Here is a 17,373-nt window from a genome sequence, read left to right as displayed (position 1 = left end):
CAGGGCTGTTACATAGAGTTACAAATGTTTGATTTATAATATATTAAATTCATAAGTTCTTTGAAATTAATGATACTCCATTCCATAGCTGACTTGATAGAGTCTTTTCCATTAAGACGAAATAGGTTAATTGATATATTTCTCATTATTGAAAGATTCTCAGGAGCATTACCTGATTTAGTCTTACTCTTGTCCTCTTTCATTTGTACATCTTTCACCCAGTGCAAACGATTTTCTATACCCCAATGAGAACGTATGTGATTAGCAAAGAAATCAGCCTTATTCTTAGCTACACTGCTAATATGGTAAACTATCTCTATTGTCTGACCTTTCTTTGTTTTGACATAACGTGTTGTTTCTATAATTCGCTTTATACCAAACCATTCAGGAGAAATACCCTCTAAATTTTTATAAACTTTGGTAATACGCAATTCATCACGACCTCTTAGCAAAGAACACTCTTGGTAAGTGTGCATTAAATACTTTTTTGTAGCAACATTTGCTTTTATTTGCTCAAAAAGCTTTTTTTGATTACCTTTTACTTGTACTATGTAGTCATTTTTTGACTTTATAATAGTTTCAAGAGTTTTTTTGACAATGTAAGGCATCTAAAGTGATTATTTCACCTTGAATGTCTAAGGCTTGTAAGAGTCTTTGAACGGTATAAATTTCAGATTCTTTTTTGTTCTCTAATTTATCACAAGCTAATACAATGCCTCTTTGTGAAGCAAAAACACTTATCAATGAAACAAAATTCTGATAGTTATTTTGAGTGTCTTTAATAGTTCCTGCAATAGCCTTTCCATCAACAGCAAGTGTTTCACCTTGACACATTGGTAAAAATTGGGCAGTCCACTGATTGAATTTTTGGGCAAAATCATCAAAATCAATTTCCATAAATATCCTTCTAATAGAGCCATATGTAGGTACTTTACAGAAAGTTAGATACTTTTTAAACTCCCATTGGTTTTCTTTGAGGAAACGGCCTATTTCTCGATAACCAGTATAACCTGACATTATTGCTGTTAGGCACATAATCAGGAAGTTAGGCATTTTATGGCGGATACCGCGTCTTTTTCTAGTATCCTCTATACTAGATAACATTTCTATCAGTGTCATAGACTTTTACATTTTATTGGAATGCAAAAATAGTAATTTAAAATAACTTACAAAACTTTGTAACAGCCCTGCCTTTGGAGGGGGTTAGGGGGAGGTTTTGTTCGTTCATTGTTCGTCTTTTCTTCGTCATTCGTTCGTCTTTTCTTCGTCATTCGTTCGTCTTTTGTTCGTCATTTGTTCGTCTTTTCTTCGTCATTCGTTCGTCATTTGTTCGTCATTTGTTCGTCTTTTGTTCGTCTTTTGTTCGTCATTTGTTCGTCTTTTGTTCGTTCATTGTTCGTCTTATTTTTTCCGTTACTACACTCCTTCTCCTTGGGAGAGGGGTGGGGAGAGGATATTTTCTTCGTCATTTCTTTATCTGCCCGTGCGGCTCGCACCGTCTTTTGTTCGTCTTTTGTTCGTCTTTTGTTCGTCTCACTTTTCCGTTACTACACTCCCTCTCCTTGGGAGTAGTCTCCGAATAGGATAGTATGTGATTAGGGAGAGGATATTTTGTCCACTGATTCTTCATTAGAGGTTTAGAGGAAATTTTATTAATCATTTTTGTTCAAATTCTACAGCCAAGCTATACTTCTTTTACTTCACTAATTTAGTGTGTTTTATCTAATATGCTAATTTTCAAATTTGCTAATTTGCTAATTTCTCTCTATTTTTGCATTCTTATAAAGTCTTATAACGAAAAAATGGAGCAGATAAGTGTATTCGATATGCTAAAAATAGGGGTAGGTCCTTCCAGCTCTCACACTTTGGGTCCTTGGCGTGCTGCTGAGGCTTTCCTTAAAGAATTGAGAGAGAAGCACCTCTTAACCCGCACAACCAAAGTGCACGTAGATTTATACGGCTCACTCTCTCTCACAGGCAAAGGTCACGCTACCGATTTGGCAGTAATGTTAGGTCTCAGTGGTGCCGACCCTGAGTATGTGCCTATCGAGAGTTTAGATGTGATTATTACGGCTATTACTAATAATCAAGAGCTCTATTTAGGCAATGAGTGCATCATTAGCTTCAATCCTAAGGAAGACATTATTTTCAATAGAGATTTTTTGCCTTTTCACCCCAATGGTCTTACTTTTACAGCTGAAGGCGAGGGGTTCAGTTATGCTTCTACTTTCTACTCAGTAGGGGGTGGTTTTATAGTAAAAGAAGGAGAACAAGCAACAGCCAAGGAAGATACTCAGCGAAATTTCCCTTTTCCTATTGATAAAGCTGAGCAACTCATTAGCTATTGTTGCCAAGAAGGAAAGAAAATATCCGAAATCGTCTATGAAAACGAAAAAGCCTTGCGCACCGAAGAGCAAATCCATAGCGAACTGATGCGTATATGGCATACTATGTTGGAATGTACTTATATAGGTTGTCATACCGAGGGTGTACTCCCAGGCGGTTTACACGTGCGCCGTCGTGCTTATGATATCCACAAGAACCTCATAGGGGTAGTCACCTACGATAGTCCAGAGAATTGGCTGAACTCTATTAAGAAAACAAATATCAAGTTTCGCGAAATCCTTAAATGGGTGAGTTGTTTTTCGCTGGCAGTTAATGAAGTGAATGCTTCGTTGGGGCGTGTAGTTACGGCGCCTACCAATGGTAGTGCAGGGGTGATTCCCGCCGTGTTGCTCTACTACATAACCATCGAAAACCAACAAGCTACCGAGGAGCAAATCCAGCAATTCCTATTGGTAGCGGGCGAAATAGGCAGTCTCTTCAAAAAAGGAGCAACCATTTCAGCAGCTATGGGCGGTTGTCAAGCCGAAATAGGTGTATCTTCCGCAATGGCGGCAGGTGCGCTCTGTGAACTCTTGGGTGGTTCTCCTGAGCAGGTACTCATCGCTGCCGAAATAGCAATGGAACACCACTTGGGGCTTACTTGCGACCCTATTGGCGGATTGGTGCAAATCCCTTGTATCGAGCGCAATGCTATGGGGGCAATCAAAGCGATTAACGCTGCCGAATTGGCTATTGAAACCGACCCTAAGAATGCGAAAGTACCCTTAGACAAGGTTATCAATACTATGTGGCAAACTGCCAAAGATATGAACTCTAAATACAAAGAAACCTCAGAAGGGGGCTTAGCGGTAGCTGTAAATATGGCCGACTGTTAATCTAACGACTAATAACTAACAATTAATGACAATAAACTGTAAAGGAGAGCTTCTCTCTATGGATACCCCGCGAGTGATGGGAATCCTTAATCATACCCCCGACTCTTTCTACGAAGGAAGTCGTGTAACCGAAAAAACACTCTTACAACGCGCAGAAACAATGCTCGCTCACGGCGCAGATTTTATTGATGTAGGTGGTTATAGCACCCGCCCCAATGCACCCGAAGTCTCACAAGCCGAAGAACTCAGTAGGGTAGTGCCTGTAGTGCGCTCTTTGGTGCAACATTTCCCCGAGATACGTATCTCGGTAGATACTTTCCGCAGTGAGGTAGCACGCCAATCGCTCTTAGAAGGGGCTTGTATTATCAACGATATTTCTGCCGGACTCTTAGATGAGCAGATGTTGGCTACAGTAGCGCAATTTCAGGTGCCTTATATTGCGATGCACCTCGTAGGTACACCCCAAACAATGCAACAGCACACTGATTATAAGGATATCATCAGTGATATGCGCTACTATTTTTCTGAGCGCAAAGCCAAAGCCTTGCAAGCGGGGATTAACGATTTTATAGTAGATGTAGGCTTTGGTTTCTCTAAAACCTTAGACCAGAATTACGAAGTGTTGAAGCACTTAGAGCTATTCCATAGCTTTGGTTGTCCGCTATTGGTAGGTTTTTCCCGCAAGTCGATGTTGTACAAATTGTTAGAAACTGACCCTGCTGGTGCGCTGAATGCTACGACAGTAGTCAATACCATAGCCCTGATGAAAGGGGCACACATTTTGCGGGTACACGATGTAAAAGAAGCTAAAGAATGTGTAACACTCTTTGAAAAAATACAATGAAACTATTCGATATTTTAGACTTTACAATCGTCGATGCGATTGATATAGTGCTGTTTGCAGCCCTCTTGTACTACCTCTACCGATTGATTCGAGGCACGGTAGCCATTAATATTTTTATGGGTATTGTGATTATCTACTTGATATGGAAGATTACCGAAGCTTTGCAAATGCAGTTGCTTAGTAGTATATTAGGTCAGTTCATTGGGGTAGGAGTCTTCGCACTGATAGTTGTATTCCAGCAGGAAATACGTCGCTTCTTGCTCACCATTGGTTCTACCAATATCACTGCGCGCAACAAGCTACATCGTGCTTTTCACTTCTTCAAAGAGAAGGAAATTCTGCTTAATATTGAGAGTTTGATAAATGTATGTCAGAAGTTAGCCAGTACCAATACAGGAGCGCTTATCGTTTTGGAACACAATATGCCTCTCGACTTTGTAACCCAAACTGGCGACAAGGTGAATATAGAGTTCTCCGAGCCTATTATCGAAAGTATCTTTTATAAGAACAGTCCGCTACACGATGGAGCCATTGTGATAAAGGGTAATCATATTATAGCTACAAGGGTAATACTGCCTGTTGCAAGTGAAATTAATTTGCCTAAACGCTATGGTTTGCGTCATCGTGCCGCCATTTCTATCACCGAAAAAACAGACGCTACTGCCTTAGTCGTTTCTGAAGAAACCGGACACATTTCTTACTTCAAGAATGGCGCCTTTGTAAAATTCAAGAATAACGATGAACTCATCAAAGCTGTACAATCCGATTTTTAATTGCTTGTCGCGCTACAACCTTTTTCAGATAGCGAGCTTCAAGCATTCACTCCCTTTGGGGCTTCTAGGGCTAATCGTTAAATTTGCTAATTTCCAAATTATCTAATTTTCAAACTAAAACCTTTCTCTCCCCCTAAAAATCCCTCTAACACATCACCTGTTGTAACTTTCCCTGCACCTTTAGGTGTTCCTGTAAAAATAAGATCGCCTTTGCGAAGGGTAAAGAACTGCGATACCTCCGAGATGATAACGTCAAAGCCTCTAAGCATTTGTGTCGTATTGCCCTCTTGTACAGTAGTACCATTTTTATCTAAGTGAAACTGAATAGAGGGAGAACTCTCAAAAGTTTCTTTAGAGACAAACTTTCCTACGATAGCTGAGCTATCAAAAGCCTTCGCCAGCTCCCACGGTAGTCCTTTTTGGCTCAAATCCGCTTGCAGGTCGCAAGCGGTAAAGTCAATGCCCACCGCAATCTCGTCGTAATATTTATGTGCAAATTTTTCCGAAATGCACTTTCCATTCTGGTTGATTTTCAGTACTAATTCTATTTCGTAGTGCAAATCCTGTGTAAAATCAGGAATGTAGTAAGGAATCTCAAGGTTGTGAATAGCCGTATCAGGCTTCATAAAAACCACTATCGGCTGAACTGTTGTTTTATCAAATGTTTCGATAGTCTCGTGGTAGTTTTTACCTATACAAATAATTTTCATATTTATTTTAATGTGAGTTTGATATAAAAATACTATTTTTCAATCGCTTTTACGTTGTTACAATTCCTTCTTAGGAATAAGGTCTTGAGGCAAAATGCGCCTTTCTTTATTATTTATAATTTGGTTTTCTTTCCTTTGGGAAAGGTTTTATTTTATAAAATCTGTGAGAGGTTTTAAAGTAACAAAACACCTATTTGTTCAATTAAAAAAATAGTTTATTGTGATAAGAATACGCTTCATATGCAATGATTTCCTATTACTGAAATAAAGCTTATAGATTGCAAAAGTAAAAATAAAAACTGTATTATGTTTGTAAATTAAAAAAAAAAGTAATACATTTGCCCGAGTTTTTCTAACAGAACAAAAAACGATTGTGAAGTAAAACGAATAATATCATTTTAAGATATAACCAATGAAAAAAGAACATATTTTAGAGGACTATGGCATCGCTGTTCTCAGTAGAGAATGTAGCTTGATGGGAAGGAAAGAAGTGCTTAGTGGTAAAGCAAAATTTGGTATTTTTGGAGAAGGAAAAGAAGTACCTCAATTAGCTTTAGCAAGAGCCTTTCGAGATGGTGATTTCCGAAGTGGTTATTACCGCGATCAAACTCTTATGATGGCTCTCGGGGTGCATACTGTAGAGAATTTCTTTGCAGGAATATATGCACACGCTGATATAAAGGCAGACCCTACAAGCGCAGGTCGTCAAATGGGTGGGCATTTTGCTACTCATAGTTTAGATGAGGAAGGGAATTGGAAAGATTTATTAAAACAAAAGAATAGTAGTAGCGATATATCGTGTACTGCAGGGCAAATGCCTCGTTTATTAGGATTAGCGCAAGCCTCTAAAGTATATCGTGAGTTACCTAATGCTGAAAGTAAAGGTTTCTCAAATCACGGTAATGAGGTAGCTTGGGGTACTATTGGTAATGCAAGTACCAGTGAAGGTCACTTTTTTGAAATCCTCAATGCAGCAGGGGTAATGCAAGTGCCTTTAGTAATGTCTGTTTGGGACGATGAGTATGGTATTTCTGTTCCTAAAGAATATCATACTATTAAGCAAAGTATTTCTGAAGCATTAAAAGGCTTTGTACGAGACAAAAAACATAAAGGTTTTGAACTATTTGTCGTAAAAGGTTGGGATTACCCAACCTTATATGAAACCTATCAAAAGGCAAGTAAGATAGCTCGTGAACAACATATACCTATATTGGTACACGTTCTTGAACTTACTCAACCTCAAGGTCACTCTACATCTGGTTCACACGAGCGTTACAAAAGTCCTGAACGACTTCAATGGGAAAAAGATTTTGATTGTATTTCCAAAATGCGTGAATGGATATTGGCGGAAGGCTATGCTACTGAAGAAGAATTGCTAGCTATAGAACAACAGGCTAAGAAACGTGTGAATGAAGGTAGGAAAAAAGCTTGGGAAGCTTATATTAAACCTATTGAACAAGAGAGGAAAGAACTTACTGCTCTTCTTGCTTCATTATTAATAAATATAAATAATAGTACTATAAAAGAAAAAGTAGAAAGCCTATCCAAATCTCTTCTTAAAGTGGCCTTACCTAATCGTAAAGATGTGTTGAGCACTGCCAGAAAAGCCTTACGTTTATTATTACCTGAAGGTGAAAATAGAATACTTCCCTTACAGAATTGGATAAAGAGCTATATAAAAGAAAACGAACCCAAATATAGTCGATTTCTTCATACTGAAAATAAACAAAATCCTATCCATATAGAAGAAGTACTCCCCACCTATGATACATCAAAAGAACTTGTTGATGGACGTATTGTACTGAGAGAGAATTTTGATGCCTTACTTTCTAAATATCCTAATTTATTGATATTTGGTGAGGACGTAGGGAACATAGGTGATGTAAACCAAGGATTAGAAGGATTACAGAAAAAACACGGAGCTATAAAAGTAGCTGACACAAGTATTCGTGAAACTGCTATAGTAGGACAAGGTATAGGTATGGCCATGCGTGGTTTACGTCCGATTGCTGAGATACAATATTTAGACTATATTCTTTATGGTTTACAAACACTAAGTGATGATTTGGCTAGTTTGCATTATCGCACTTTTGGTAGACAAATGGCTCCTCTTATCATCAGAACAAGAGGACACCGTTTACAAGGTATTTGGCACGCAGGTTCTCCTATGGGAATATTGTTAGCCTCTCTTAGAGGAATGTATATCCTTACTCCTCGTAATATGGTAAAAGCGGCAGGATTCTACAATACACTTTTAGAAGGCAATCAACCTGCGGTAGTGGTGGAATGTCTTAATGGTTACCGCCTGAAAGAAGCAATGCCCACGAACCTCACCGAGTTCAAAACGCCTATTGGAGTAGTCGAAACACTTCGTGAAGGAAAAGATATTACAGTCGTATCTTATGGCTCTACTTTGCGCATCGTGTGTGAAGTTGCCGATGAGTTAGCTTCTATGGGTATTGATATAGAGATTATAGATGCACAATCCTTGGCACCATTCGATGTGCGTCACGATATAGTGAAGAGCATACAGAAAACCAATCGACTATTAGTAGTAGACGAAGATATGCCTGGAGCTACTTCGGCATATATTTTGCAGAAAATTGTAGAAGAACAAAATGCTTATCAGTATTTGGACAGTGCGCCACAAACCTTAGCAGCAGGAGAACATCGTCCAGCGTATGCTACTGATGGTGATTACTTTTCTAAACCTAATGCTGATAGTATCATTGAGAAGATATACAGTATAATGCACGAAGCTAATCCTGAAAAATATCCAACCTTGCTATAATTCATTATCTTTTTGAAAATCGTTCAAGAGATTATCAATAGCACGGCGGTCTTTTTTAGTAGGGCGACCCTCGCCTTTCTCACGATAATAGTCTTGCGCAAGTTTTTGTATTTCGGCTTGTTCAAAAGCCTCAGGAGGCGTGTTGTCTTGGCGATAAAGGTCTACTAACTTAGCCCCCACACGGCTCTCAGGGATATCTAAGACCTCTATTTGGTAGTTGATTTGGTTCTTACGCACTACTATTTGGTCGTTTTTGTAAATTTCCCTTGAGGGTTTTGCAGTCTCACCATTCACCTTGATGTGTCCTTTTTTGCAGGCTTCAGTAGCTATATTACGTGTTTTGAAGTAACGTACACACCATAAGTACTTATCAATTCGCATTCTTTTGTATTTTAGAAAAAATAATAAGTGCAAAAATAATAAATTAATTGTATCTTATACTAAGGGATAAAGAAATTTTATATGATGAATAAATTTATATTTACTATTAGCACAATAGGTTTACTATTTGCTGTTTCGTGTAAGAAAAATGAAAATTCAAATGTAACACCTCCACGTGATGTTACAGAGGTGAGAAATGAGAATAATCAAAGTATTGAAACATTCTTAAAAACGCATACTTACACTTTTTCAGCAACAACTACTATTTCTGAAACGGTTACCTTTGCAACAACCTCTAATACTACAGCGTCTATCTTCAATGATAGCAAGCTAAAACGATTGGAATTAGATGTCTATGATGCTAATAATACTCTTGTACGTCATACGCTTTACTATCTTATTTTGCAAGAGGGGACAGGAACTACCACTACTATTGCTGATTCAGTATATGTGAATTATAAAGGACAATTATTAGATTTAAGTGTATTTGATGAAACAACAACACAATCTACTTCTAATTGGATGGATCTTATAGGTAATATTGTTACCAACAAGCCTTCAGGTACTATTAGAGGTTTTAGGGAGGGTGTAGCTCAACTAAGAGCATCGGCTACAGGACTTACAAACAATAGTGATGGTACTCTAAATGCTCCTACTGATGGAGGAGTTGGAGTTTTCTTTATTCCTTCAGGTTTAGGCTATTTCAATAACAGCCAAGCTAAAATACCTGCTTATTCACCTTTAATTTTTATAGTAAGACTTATTGCTACACGTCGTGCCGACCACGATCACGATGGTAAACCTTCTATAAATGAGATTGTGCGTAATGAATATGGCGTGGTAACTTATCCAGATTGTGATGCTAACAAAGATATTTCGTATCTTCCAGATTATTTAGATGCTGATTGTAAGTAGAATGAAGAAGTATGTCCCTAATCTTATCACTTTATCCAATCTCCTTTGCGGAACAGTAGCAATTGTCTTTGCCGTAAGAGGAACAATTGATTGGGTTGCTTTGTTTGTGGCAATAGGCATTTTCCTCGATTTTTTTGATGGTTTCTTTGCTCGTTTGCTACACGTAAAATCCGAAATGGGTTTACAGTTAGATTCCTTAGCCGATATGGTTACTTCTGGAGTAGTTCCTGGCATTGTGATGTTTCAGCTGTTGAATAATAGTACTTATGTATTGCAAACTGAGGGGACTTTTGCTATGCTCTTGCCTTATGTTGGTTTCGTTATTACTTTAGCTTCTGCCTATCGCTTGGCGAATTTTAATATAGACACACGGCAGACGTCTGGCTTTATAGGGCTTCCTACTCCAGCTAATACAATGTTTATTCTTTCTTTGCCTCTTATATTACAATATCAGCCTACTGAATTATTTGGTAGTTTATTGCATAATATGTGGGTCTTGTTAGGGATTACTTTGTTGAGTACTTACTTGTTGAATGCTGAAATAGCACTCTTTGCGTTGAAGTTTAGCGATTATTCTTTTAAGAATAATGCGTTGAAATATGTATTCTTAGCGCTTTGCGTCATTTTACTTCTAAGTTTAAAAATAATTGCTATTCCGCTAATTATTTTATTGTACATTATTCTTTCCTTACTACTACCTAAGCGATAAATCTCGTTTCATTCTATCCAAATTGATTTTAGGTTTTTGTAAGAAGATAACACTATCAATAACTATTTGCTTGGATTTTGGGTATATCCCTAAACTATCCATTAGCAAGTAGTTTTTTTGTTTGAAGCGTAGTATATAAGGCATTTTCTTAAGCTCGATATTGCTGATACCTTTATTTTTTATGTAGTTCATTACTACAGGGTCAGGAGAAATTGTATCTGTTTGATAGATACTTAGTTTATCACCTTGTCTAATGGCGATTACTTTCTGTTTATATTTGCTGAAAACTAGCATTTCTTCTGTTGTTTCTAATTGATATTTGTAATAGAAAAGTACTCCTTGAAATAAAATAACAGATAAGAGAAGTGCTATCAATACTTTGTATTTCCTATAATGTACAAAAACAATGAGTATGAACACCGTCAATAAGGAAGAAAGAAGTAGGGGAGTAGTAAAAGGTATGTTGCGTATGATAAACGTTTCTTGATGAGCTATAAATGCTACCAAAAAGTTCATCAAAGCGATTAATTTTTCTAAGACGAAAACTATGGCATAAGGCAGAATACCAAAACTTCCCAAACATAAGGCAATGATACCTCCTATGAGTATAGGTTGTAATAAAGGTACTACTACCAAGTTAGAAACGAAAAACAATATAGGAAACTGGTGAAAATAGTACAAACTGATAGGTAAAACTACTATTTGAGCAGATAATCCTACCAAAAATAGTGACCATATCCATTGTAAGTATTTATTCTCAGGTTGCCACCATTTGCGCATCACAGGGTAGAATTTCATTATAGAAAATACCGCTGCATAACTCAGCTGAAAGCCTACATCATACAAATAGTAAGGATTGATAAGCAACAGAAATAACATTGAGAGCATTAATGCATCAAACCTGCCTTGTTTCCTACGTATAAGAGTACTCAATCCTACAAAGCTGAACATTACAGTAGCTCTCAATACCGAAGGAGAGGCGCCTGCTATGAAAGCAAAAGCCCATAAGCCTGCTAATAGTATAAAGTATCGCAGTGGACGATAAAAACCTAAATTAGGCATCTTTTGTAGTAATAAAAGGAGTATAGCAGTAATAATCCCTACGTGTAATCCCGAAATAGCTAAGATATGCACCGCTCCCGCATCAACATAATGTTGATAGACTTCGTTATCTAAATCAGTGCGTTTTCCTAAGAGTAGTGTTTTTAACAGAGCAGAAGACTCTTGATTAAAATATTTGTCTATTACAATAGCTAAATGAGAGCGTGTTCTCGCAATACTCCCCATAAAACCTGTTGTATTATTTTTAACAACAGAAAAAGCAACTATTTCTGTTCGCCCATATACACCTTTTCGCTCCATATACCGTTTATAGTTGAATTGATATGGATTTTTAGGAGGAGATATAGGAGTATATTTGCCTACAAAAACCAATCTATCTGTTGGAGCTAATGTTTTCACATCATCGGTAATTGTTTTAGAAGGGAAAAAGCACAGAATTTTTCCTTCTGTACTTGTATGGTTAGCCGTTAAGAGCTCAACTTTAAAGGTAGTGCCGTAATCTGTTTGTGAAGTTTGCTCTATTATGTCAGCTTCTAAAGTGTAATACTCATTGGCATTTAGTTTTTGTGTGTAATGCTTAGAGTTATAGGTGGGGGTATGAAGGATAGTTATCAGTATACCCACTGCTACAGAAGTGAGACCTACGTGTATTACAATTCCGTGACGAAAAGCATATCGTTTGGTAGCTAAAAACTGATGTATTGCCAAAGTGAGCAGTAAGCATATACAACTACTTATTGCAAATAAAAAAGAGGGAGCTATTACATCAGTAATAGCAATCCCTCCTATGAGTCCTAATAAGATAGTTAATATGGGAGTATTTACAAATCTCACATTACACGTTTTGCCATACGAAATGTTTTCTTGTAATATTCATCACTTAATGAAGAAATCACAACTCCTCTTTTAGACGAAGAGTGTATGAATTTAATATCTCCATCTATATCTACTACCATACCTACGTGTGATATTCTGCTTTTCCTAGTCGTTCTGAAGAAAAGTAAATCGCCTACTTTTACATCTTCCAAGTCAATTTTAGTTCCTTGTGTAGCCATTTCTTGTGAGGAGCGAGATAATGGCACTGAAATAGATTTGAAAGTAGTACTTACAAAACCAGAACAATCCATACCATTACGGGTAACACCTCCGTGTCTGTAAGGAGTTCCTAAATATGAGAAAGCTGTATCTAATAATACTTTCTGTTGTTTGGTATCTGCTTTACTTTTAGAGAGTGCAGTAAGCGCTATATCAGTAGTTTCATAGCTTTCAGGTTCCTCAAATAGTTCTTCGTCTTCTAAGTCGTCTTCCAATTCAGTGTCTGCGAGAGTATTCTCAGCGTATTGTTTTAGGGCTTTATTACCGGTGTGTTTTTTAGGAGCATATCTCTTACTCTTAGCAACAGCTATATCTGCTTTTACAGGCTTTTTCTTTTTATCAGTTATAGCTATAGCTCTCTTAACAGGAGCTTTTTTTACAGACTTTTTAGCAGAATGATGAGCTACACTGCGTTTAGGAGGTAACTTATGACGTTTTTTAGCTGTTGAAGCCACTCTGGCGGTAGCTTTTTTCCCTTTCTTAGGAGGAGAAAATGTTTTCTTTTTGGGCTTGCTCTTATTTTCCACAGCCTTTGTGGTAGCTGTATTTACAACTACACTCTTTTCGGTATTCTTTACTGCCTCTGAAAAGGAAGATAAGCTGAGTAGTAGTGTAAATAAACCTAAAATTCTTAATACGTACATAGTAATTTGAGCGTTTAAATTCTGAACTTTGAGGGAACGGCCTAAAAGTTCAAAAGGTTGATGTTATTAAATAAGTTCTTTTTGCGTTATTATGAGGTTTTCTCCTTTCTCATCTAAATCAAAATGAATGCTATCGCCTTCGTGCACTTGGTTAGATACTATTTCTTCGGCTAATATGTCTTCTACATATTTCTGAATAGCGCGTTTCAAAGGTCGAGCACCATATTGTTTGTCATAGCCTTTATCTGCAATGAATTCTTTTGCTTTCTGGCTAAGTTGTACTCCATAGCCTAAATCGTTGATACGTGAGTACAGTTTAGAAAGCTCAATATCGATAATTTTAAAGATATCTTCTTTGCTAAGAGGATTGAAAGTAATCACATCGTCAATACGGTTTAGAAACTCAGGAGCAAATACCTTTTTCAAAGCATTTTCGACGATAGATTTCTCATTAGCTTCGGATTGGGCTATTCTTGCTGAAGTGCCAAAACCAACACCTTGCCCAAAATCTTTTACTTGACGAGCTCCTATATTAGAGGTCATAATGATGATAGTATTTCTAAAATCAATCTTTCGTCCTAAACTATCAGTTAAGAAACCATCGTCAAGCACTTGTAAAAGCATATTGAAAACATCGGGGTGTGCCTTTTCTATCTCATCTAAAAGCACTACAGAATAAGGTTTGCGACGTATTTTCTCGGTGAGCTGACCGCCTTCTTCATAACCTACATACCCTGGAGGAGCTCCTATGAGACGAGAAACTGAGAACTTCTCCATATACTCACTCATATCAATGCGTACCATTGTTTCTTCTGAATCGAAAAGTTCTTTGGCAAGCACTTTAGCGAGTTGTGTTTTCCCAACTCCTGTTTGTCCTAAGAAGATGAAAGAACCTATAGGTTTATTTGGGTCTTTTAAGCCCGTACGATTGCGTTTGATAGATTTCACTACCTTTTCTACCGCTTCATCTTGACCAATGATTTTGGATTTCATTATCTCGGATAATCCTGAGAGTTTGCTCATTTCAGTTTGAGCAATTCTGTTTACAGGTACGCCGCTCATCATTGAGACTACATCGGCAATATGGTCGGCAGTTACTACATCACGGTGTTGTTTAGATTCTTCGTCCCATTTCTTATTCATTTCGACTAATGAATTTTCGATAATTTTCTCGTTATCGCGCAAACGGGCAGCTTCTTCAAACTGCTGACGTGAAACAGCTCTGTTTTTGGCTTGAGTAGCTTGTTCTAAACGTTCTTCCAATTCCACGATATATTGTGGAACTTTTACTTGCATAATATGTATTCTTGCACCAGCTTCGTCTAAGGCATCAAGAGCTTTATCGGGCAAATAACGGTCGGTAAGATAACGATTGGTGAGCTTTACACAAGCCTCGATAGCCTCATCGGTATAGGTTACGTTGTGATGTTCTTCGTATTTTCCTTTTATATTGCGAAGGATTTGTATGGTTTCATCTACACTTGTTGGTTCGATGATTACTTTTTGGAAACGGCGTTCTAAGGCGCCATCTTTTTCAATAGATTGGCGATATTCATCTAAGGTAGTAGCTCCAATACATTGTATTTCACCACGTGCTAAGGCAGGTTTAAACATATTAGAGGCATCTAAGCTACCTGAGGCACCACCAGCTCCCACTAAGGTGTGAATTTCATCAATAAAAAGAATGATATCTTTATTCTTTTCGAGTTCACTCATTATGGCTTTAAGGCGTTCTTCAAATTGTCCGCGATATTTAGTTCCAGCCACTAAGGAAGCTAAATCGAGTGTTACCACACGTTTGTTATACAATACTCGTGCCACTTTTTTCTGAATAATGCGCAAAGCTAATCCTTCGGCGATGGCGCTTTTACCCACACCAGGTTCACCGATGAGTATTGGGTTATTCTTCTTACGGCGGCTCAATATTTGGGATACGCGTTCTATTTCCTTCTCGCGACCTACTACGGGGTCTAAACTACCTTGTTCGGCTAAAGCAGTTAAATCTCTACCAAAGTTATCTAACACAGTGAGTTTTCGTTGCCCATATTGCCCCCCTTGATTGGGTTGCTGACTTTTGTAACCCGATTTGTTTTCGTGAGGTAAACTATAATCTCGGTCGTATTCGTCAACCTCATCGGTGGGTGATGAGACTTGATAATTATCGTCGCGTATGGGTTGGAATTTATCTCTTGCTACTTCATAATTTACGCCTAGCTTGTTGAAAACTTTAGTAGTAGGGTCGTTTTCGTTACGCAAAATGCTTAGTAATAGATGAGCTGTATTAATCATATCATTCTGAGAACGTTTTGCTTCTAAGTAAGTAGCCTGCATTGCTCTTTCGGCTTGTACGGTGAAATGAACGGCATTGAAGTTAGGAGGGTTGAGACCACGTGCAGAAGTGAGCGTGTGGATGTTTTGGCGCAGTCTTTCCATATCAATATTTAAACTGTGCATTAAATCGATTGCACTACCTTCACCTTCTTGCAATATGGCTAACACAAAGTGCTCAGTGCCTACCGTAGATTGCCCTAAGCGAATGGCTTCTTCTTTGCTATATGTGAATATCCTTTTAACTCTTGGTGAAAAGTTATCGTTCATAAAATCTCCTCTTGTTTTGTATTAAATAGTTGGGTAGTAACAAAAACTATTCCATTTCTCCCTATCAGGGAAAAAGGCAGTCTTTTACACTGCGGGCAAAGGTACGAAAAAAAATATTAATACGAAAGAAAAATATAAAAATATTTTGTTTTAACCATAGAAAAGCATAAATTTGCGCCATTATTATTAAAAGAATTTCAAATGAAAAATTTTATCTTAATTGCAATGTCTATAGGGCTATTTTCTATGGGACAAGCTCAAAAAATCAATTTAGGGAAAGCCGCAAGTGCTGTTACAAAAGGAGCACAAGCTTTATCATTTACTAATGAAGATGCTAAAAGGCTTTCAAAGGAATCAGTAGACTGGATGGATGCTCATAATCCGGTAGCAGGCAAAAACAGTCCGTATACTAAACGCTTGAATCGTGTGTTTGGGAAACACCAAAATGAGGACGGTTTGAAACTCAATTACAAAGTGTATCTGGTAACCGATATCAATGCGTTTGCTTGTGCTGATGGGAGTGTGCGTGTGTTTTCATCGTTGATGGATTTGATGACTGACGATGAATTATTGGCAGTTATTGGTCACGAAATAGGTCACGTGAAGAATGAGGACACAAAAGATGCTATCAAATCTGCTTATATGCGTGCTGCTGCACAAGATGCTGCAAGCTCGGCTTCGGGGGTTGTAAGAAAACTAAGCGACACTGAATTGGGTGAGATGGCTAATGCTATCCTTGATGCTAAACACAGCAAAAAACAAGAATCACAAGCCGATGAATATTCTTACAATTTTATGAAGAAACACGGTTATAATGTGGTGGCTGTTTATACAGCATTTAAGAAATTGGCTTTGCTTTCAGGTGGAGCAACCCAAAGTAAATTCCAAAAGATGATGAGTTCACACCCTGATAGCGAGAAACGTGCTGAAGCGGCTAAAAAAAGAGCTATCAAAGATGGGCTTTGGAAAGACCCAGGAGAAGTTACCTTGCCTAAAACGCCTATCAAATAAACTGTTTTATCAGTAGAAAGTACGATAAAATAAGAATACCTCCAAAAAGTGAATAGCTTTTTGGAGGTTTTTTTATAAAAGATTAATGATTAGTGGTTAATGGTTAATTTGGGAGAAGACTATAGAAAAGACGGTGCGAGTCGCACGGGCAGATAAACAAAAGACGAACAAAGAACGAACAAAGAACGAACAAAGAACGAACAAAAGACGAACAAAAGACGAACAAAGAACGAACAAAGAACGAACAAAGAACGAACAAAGAACGAACAAAGAACGAACAAAGAACGAACAAAGAACGAACAAAGAACGAACAAAAGACGAACAAAAGACGAACAAAAGACGAACAATGAACGAAGAAAAGACGGTGCGAGCCGCACGGGCAGATAAACAAAAGACGAACAAAGAACGAAGAAAACCTCCCCCTAACCCCCTCCAAAGGCAGGGCTGTTACAAAGTTTTGTAAGTTATTTTAAATTACTATTTTTGCATTCCAATAAAATGTAAAAGTCTATGACACTGATAGAAATGTTATCTAGTATAGAGGATACTAGAAAAAGACGCGGTATCCGCCATAAAATGCCTAACTTCCTGATTATGTGCCTAACAGCAATAATGTCAG

15 protein-coding genes and 1 pseudogene are annotated in these 17,373 nt (G+C 37.7%); 8 read left to right on the top strand and 8 right to left on the bottom strand.

All coding sequences use genetic code 11. The features are described 5' to 3' along the window. Positions 1 to 8: 8 nt before the first annotated feature. The 3 genes and pseudogenes from ACSQ7D_RS12625 to ACSQ7D_RS12615 form a co-directional block, all read right to left on the bottom strand. Positions 9 to 1,104 (bottom strand): annotated as a pseudogene (locus tag ACSQ7D_RS12625) (ISAs1 family transposase). 218 nt (positions 1,105 to 1,322) lie between these two features. Further along, a complete protein-coding gene (locus ACSQ7D_RS12620) occupies positions 1,323 to 1,469 on the bottom strand; it encodes a hypothetical protein (RefSeq protein WP_437136450.1) in 147 nt (48 codons plus the stop codon). Then, positions 1,466 to 1,660 carry a hypothetical protein gene (locus ACSQ7D_RS12615; protein WP_437136449.1) on the bottom strand — a complete coding sequence of 65 codons (195 nt, stop codon included), beginning with the start codon at positions 1,658 to 1,660 and terminating at the stop codon, positions 1,466 to 1,468. The genes ACSQ7D_RS12620 and ACSQ7D_RS12615 overlap by 4 nt, the downstream gene beginning before the upstream one ends. 142 nt (positions 1,661 to 1,802) lie before the next feature. Here ACSQ7D_RS12615 and ACSQ7D_RS12610 point away from each other — a divergent pair, with 142 nt between their 5' ends. Genes ACSQ7D_RS12610 through ACSQ7D_RS12600 form a run of 3 tightly spaced genes read left to right on the top strand, consistent with a single transcriptional unit; the run spans position 1,803 to position 4,838 of the window. Further along, a complete protein-coding gene (locus ACSQ7D_RS12610; protein WP_437136448.1) occupies positions 1,803 to 3,221 on the top strand; it encodes an L-serine ammonia-lyase in 1,419 nt (472 codons plus the stop codon). Positions 3,222 to 3,246: 25 nt separating this feature from the next. Next, positions 3,247 to 4,065, top strand: a complete 819-nt coding sequence (gene folP / locus ACSQ7D_RS12605) for a dihydropteroate synthase (RefSeq protein ID WP_002672486.1) — start codon at positions 3,247 to 3,249, stop codon at positions 4,063 to 4,065. Then, entirely contained in the window at positions 4,062 to 4,838 is a 777-nt protein-coding gene (locus ACSQ7D_RS12600; RefSeq protein WP_002672484.1) for a diadenylate cyclase, read from the top strand. Before folP ends, ACSQ7D_RS12600 begins: the two co-directional genes overlap by 4 nt. Before the next feature lie 98 nt (positions 4,839 to 4,936). Here the strand turns inward: ACSQ7D_RS12600 and ACSQ7D_RS12595 are convergent, their stop codons facing one another. Continuing rightward, entirely contained in the window at positions 4,937 to 5,548 is a 612-nt protein-coding gene (locus tag ACSQ7D_RS12595; RefSeq protein WP_437136447.1) for a fumarylacetoacetate hydrolase family protein, read from the bottom strand. Between the two features lie 412 nt (positions 5,549 to 5,960). Between ACSQ7D_RS12595 and ACSQ7D_RS12590 the strand changes: the two genes are divergently transcribed. Next, a complete protein-coding gene (locus ACSQ7D_RS12590; protein WP_437136446.1) occupies positions 5,961 to 8,339 on the top strand; it encodes an alpha-ketoacid dehydrogenase subunit alpha/beta in 2,379 nt (792 codons plus the stop codon). Here ACSQ7D_RS12590 and ACSQ7D_RS12585 read toward each other — a convergent pair. Then, a complete protein-coding gene (locus ACSQ7D_RS12585) occupies positions 8,334 to 8,720 on the bottom strand; it encodes an RNA-binding S4 domain-containing protein (RefSeq protein ID WP_437136445.1) in 387 nt (128 codons plus the stop codon). The genes ACSQ7D_RS12590 and ACSQ7D_RS12585 overlap by 6 nt on opposite strands. 81 nt (positions 8,721 to 8,801) lie before the next feature. Here ACSQ7D_RS12585 and ACSQ7D_RS12580 point away from each other — a divergent pair, with 81 nt between their 5' ends. Both ACSQ7D_RS12580 and ACSQ7D_RS12575 read left to right on the top strand, forming a co-directional pair. After that, a complete protein-coding gene (locus ACSQ7D_RS12580; protein WP_437136444.1) occupies positions 8,802 to 9,635 on the top strand; it encodes an FKBP-type peptidyl-prolyl cis-trans isomerase in 834 nt (277 codons plus the stop codon). Between the two features lies 1 nt (position 9,636). Then, positions 9,637 to 10,344 (top strand): CDP-alcohol phosphatidyltransferase family protein, encoded by a 708-nt coding sequence (locus tag ACSQ7D_RS12575; RefSeq protein WP_437136443.1) that lies wholly within the window; start codon positions 9,637 to 9,639, stop codon positions 10,342 to 10,344. On the opposite strand, the gene ACSQ7D_RS12570 is transcribed toward ACSQ7D_RS12575, so the two are convergent. The 3 genes from ACSQ7D_RS12570 to ACSQ7D_RS12560 form a co-directional block, all read right to left on the bottom strand. After that, a complete protein-coding gene (locus ACSQ7D_RS12570) occupies positions 10,330 to 12,240 on the bottom strand; it encodes a ComEC/Rec2 family competence protein (RefSeq protein WP_437136442.1) in 1,911 nt (636 codons plus the stop codon). The genes ACSQ7D_RS12575 and ACSQ7D_RS12570 overlap by 15 nt on opposite strands. After that, positions 12,237 to 13,145, bottom strand: coding sequence for a C40 family peptidase (locus ACSQ7D_RS12565; RefSeq protein WP_128090719.1), 909 nt, complete (start codon positions 13,143 to 13,145; stop codon positions 12,237 to 12,239). The genes ACSQ7D_RS12570 and ACSQ7D_RS12565 overlap by 4 nt, the downstream gene beginning before the upstream one ends. A gap of 66 nt (positions 13,146 to 13,211) precedes the next feature. Then, positions 13,212 to 15,743 carry an ATP-dependent Clp protease ATP-binding subunit gene (locus ACSQ7D_RS12560; protein WP_111972461.1) on the bottom strand — a complete coding sequence of 844 codons (2,532 nt, stop codon included), beginning with the start codon at positions 15,741 to 15,743 and terminating at the stop codon, positions 13,212 to 13,214. Between the two features lie 201 nt (positions 15,744 to 15,944). Between ACSQ7D_RS12560 and ACSQ7D_RS12555 the strand changes: the two genes are divergently transcribed. Then, entirely contained in the window at positions 15,945 to 16,754 is an 810-nt protein-coding gene (locus ACSQ7D_RS12555) for a M48 family metallopeptidase (RefSeq protein ID WP_009410124.1), read from the top strand. A gap of 133 nt (positions 16,755 to 16,887) precedes the next feature. Further along, on the top strand, positions 16,888 to 17,217 hold the full coding sequence (locus ACSQ7D_RS12550) for a hypothetical protein (RefSeq protein WP_437136441.1): 330 nt from the start codon (positions 16,888 to 16,890) through the stop codon (positions 17,215 to 17,217). Positions 17,218 to 17,373: the final 156 nt, after the last annotated feature.

Source organism: Capnocytophaga sp. G1920, from assembly GCF_051417515.1.
The sequence above is the reverse complement of the archived record's forward strand: the minus strand, read 5'-3'. Positions and strand labels throughout refer to the sequence as shown.

Coding starts and splice junctions, on each gene's coding strand:
- ACSQ7D_RS12600 (WP_002672484.1), top strand. CDS start 4,062: ATGAAACTATTCGATATTTTAGACTTTACAATCGTCGATGCGATTGAT.
- ACSQ7D_RS12595 (WP_437136447.1), bottom strand. CDS start 5,548: ATGAAAATTATTTGTATAGGTAAAAACTACCACGAGACTATCGAAACA.
- ACSQ7D_RS12580 (WP_437136444.1), top strand. CDS start 8,802: ATGATGAATAAATTTATATTTACTATTAGCACAATAGGTTTACTATTT.
- ACSQ7D_RS12565 (WP_128090719.1), bottom strand. CDS start 13,145: ATGTACGTATTAAGAATTTTAGGTTTATTTACACTACTACTCAGCTTA.
- ACSQ7D_RS12560 (WP_111972461.1), bottom strand. CDS start 15,743: ATGAACGATAACTTTTCACCAAGAGTTAAAAGGATATTCACATATAGC.
- ACSQ7D_RS12615 (WP_437136449.1), bottom strand. CDS start 1,660: ATGATTAATAAAATTTCCTCTAAACCTCTAATGAAGAATCAGTGGACA.
- ACSQ7D_RS12610 (WP_437136448.1), top strand. CDS start 1,803: ATGGAGCAGATAAGTGTATTCGATATGCTAAAAATAGGGGTAGGTCCT.
- ACSQ7D_RS12555 (WP_009410124.1), top strand. CDS start 15,945: ATGAAAAATTTTATCTTAATTGCAATGTCTATAGGGCTATTTTCTATG.
- ACSQ7D_RS12590 (WP_437136446.1), top strand. CDS start 5,961: ATGAAAAAAGAACATATTTTAGAGGACTATGGCATCGCTGTTCTCAGT.
- ACSQ7D_RS12585 (WP_437136445.1), bottom strand. CDS start 8,720: ATGCGAATTGATAAGTACTTATGGTGTGTACGTTACTTCAAAACACGT.
- ACSQ7D_RS12620 (WP_437136450.1), bottom strand. CDS start 1,469: ATGACGAAGAAAATATCCTCTCCCCACCCCTCTCCCAAGGAGAAGGAG.
- ACSQ7D_RS12575 (WP_437136443.1), top strand. CDS start 9,637: ATGAAGAAGTATGTCCCTAATCTTATCACTTTATCCAATCTCCTTTGC.
- folP (WP_002672486.1), top strand. CDS start 3,247: ATGACAATAAACTGTAAAGGAGAGCTTCTCTCTATGGATACCCCGCGA.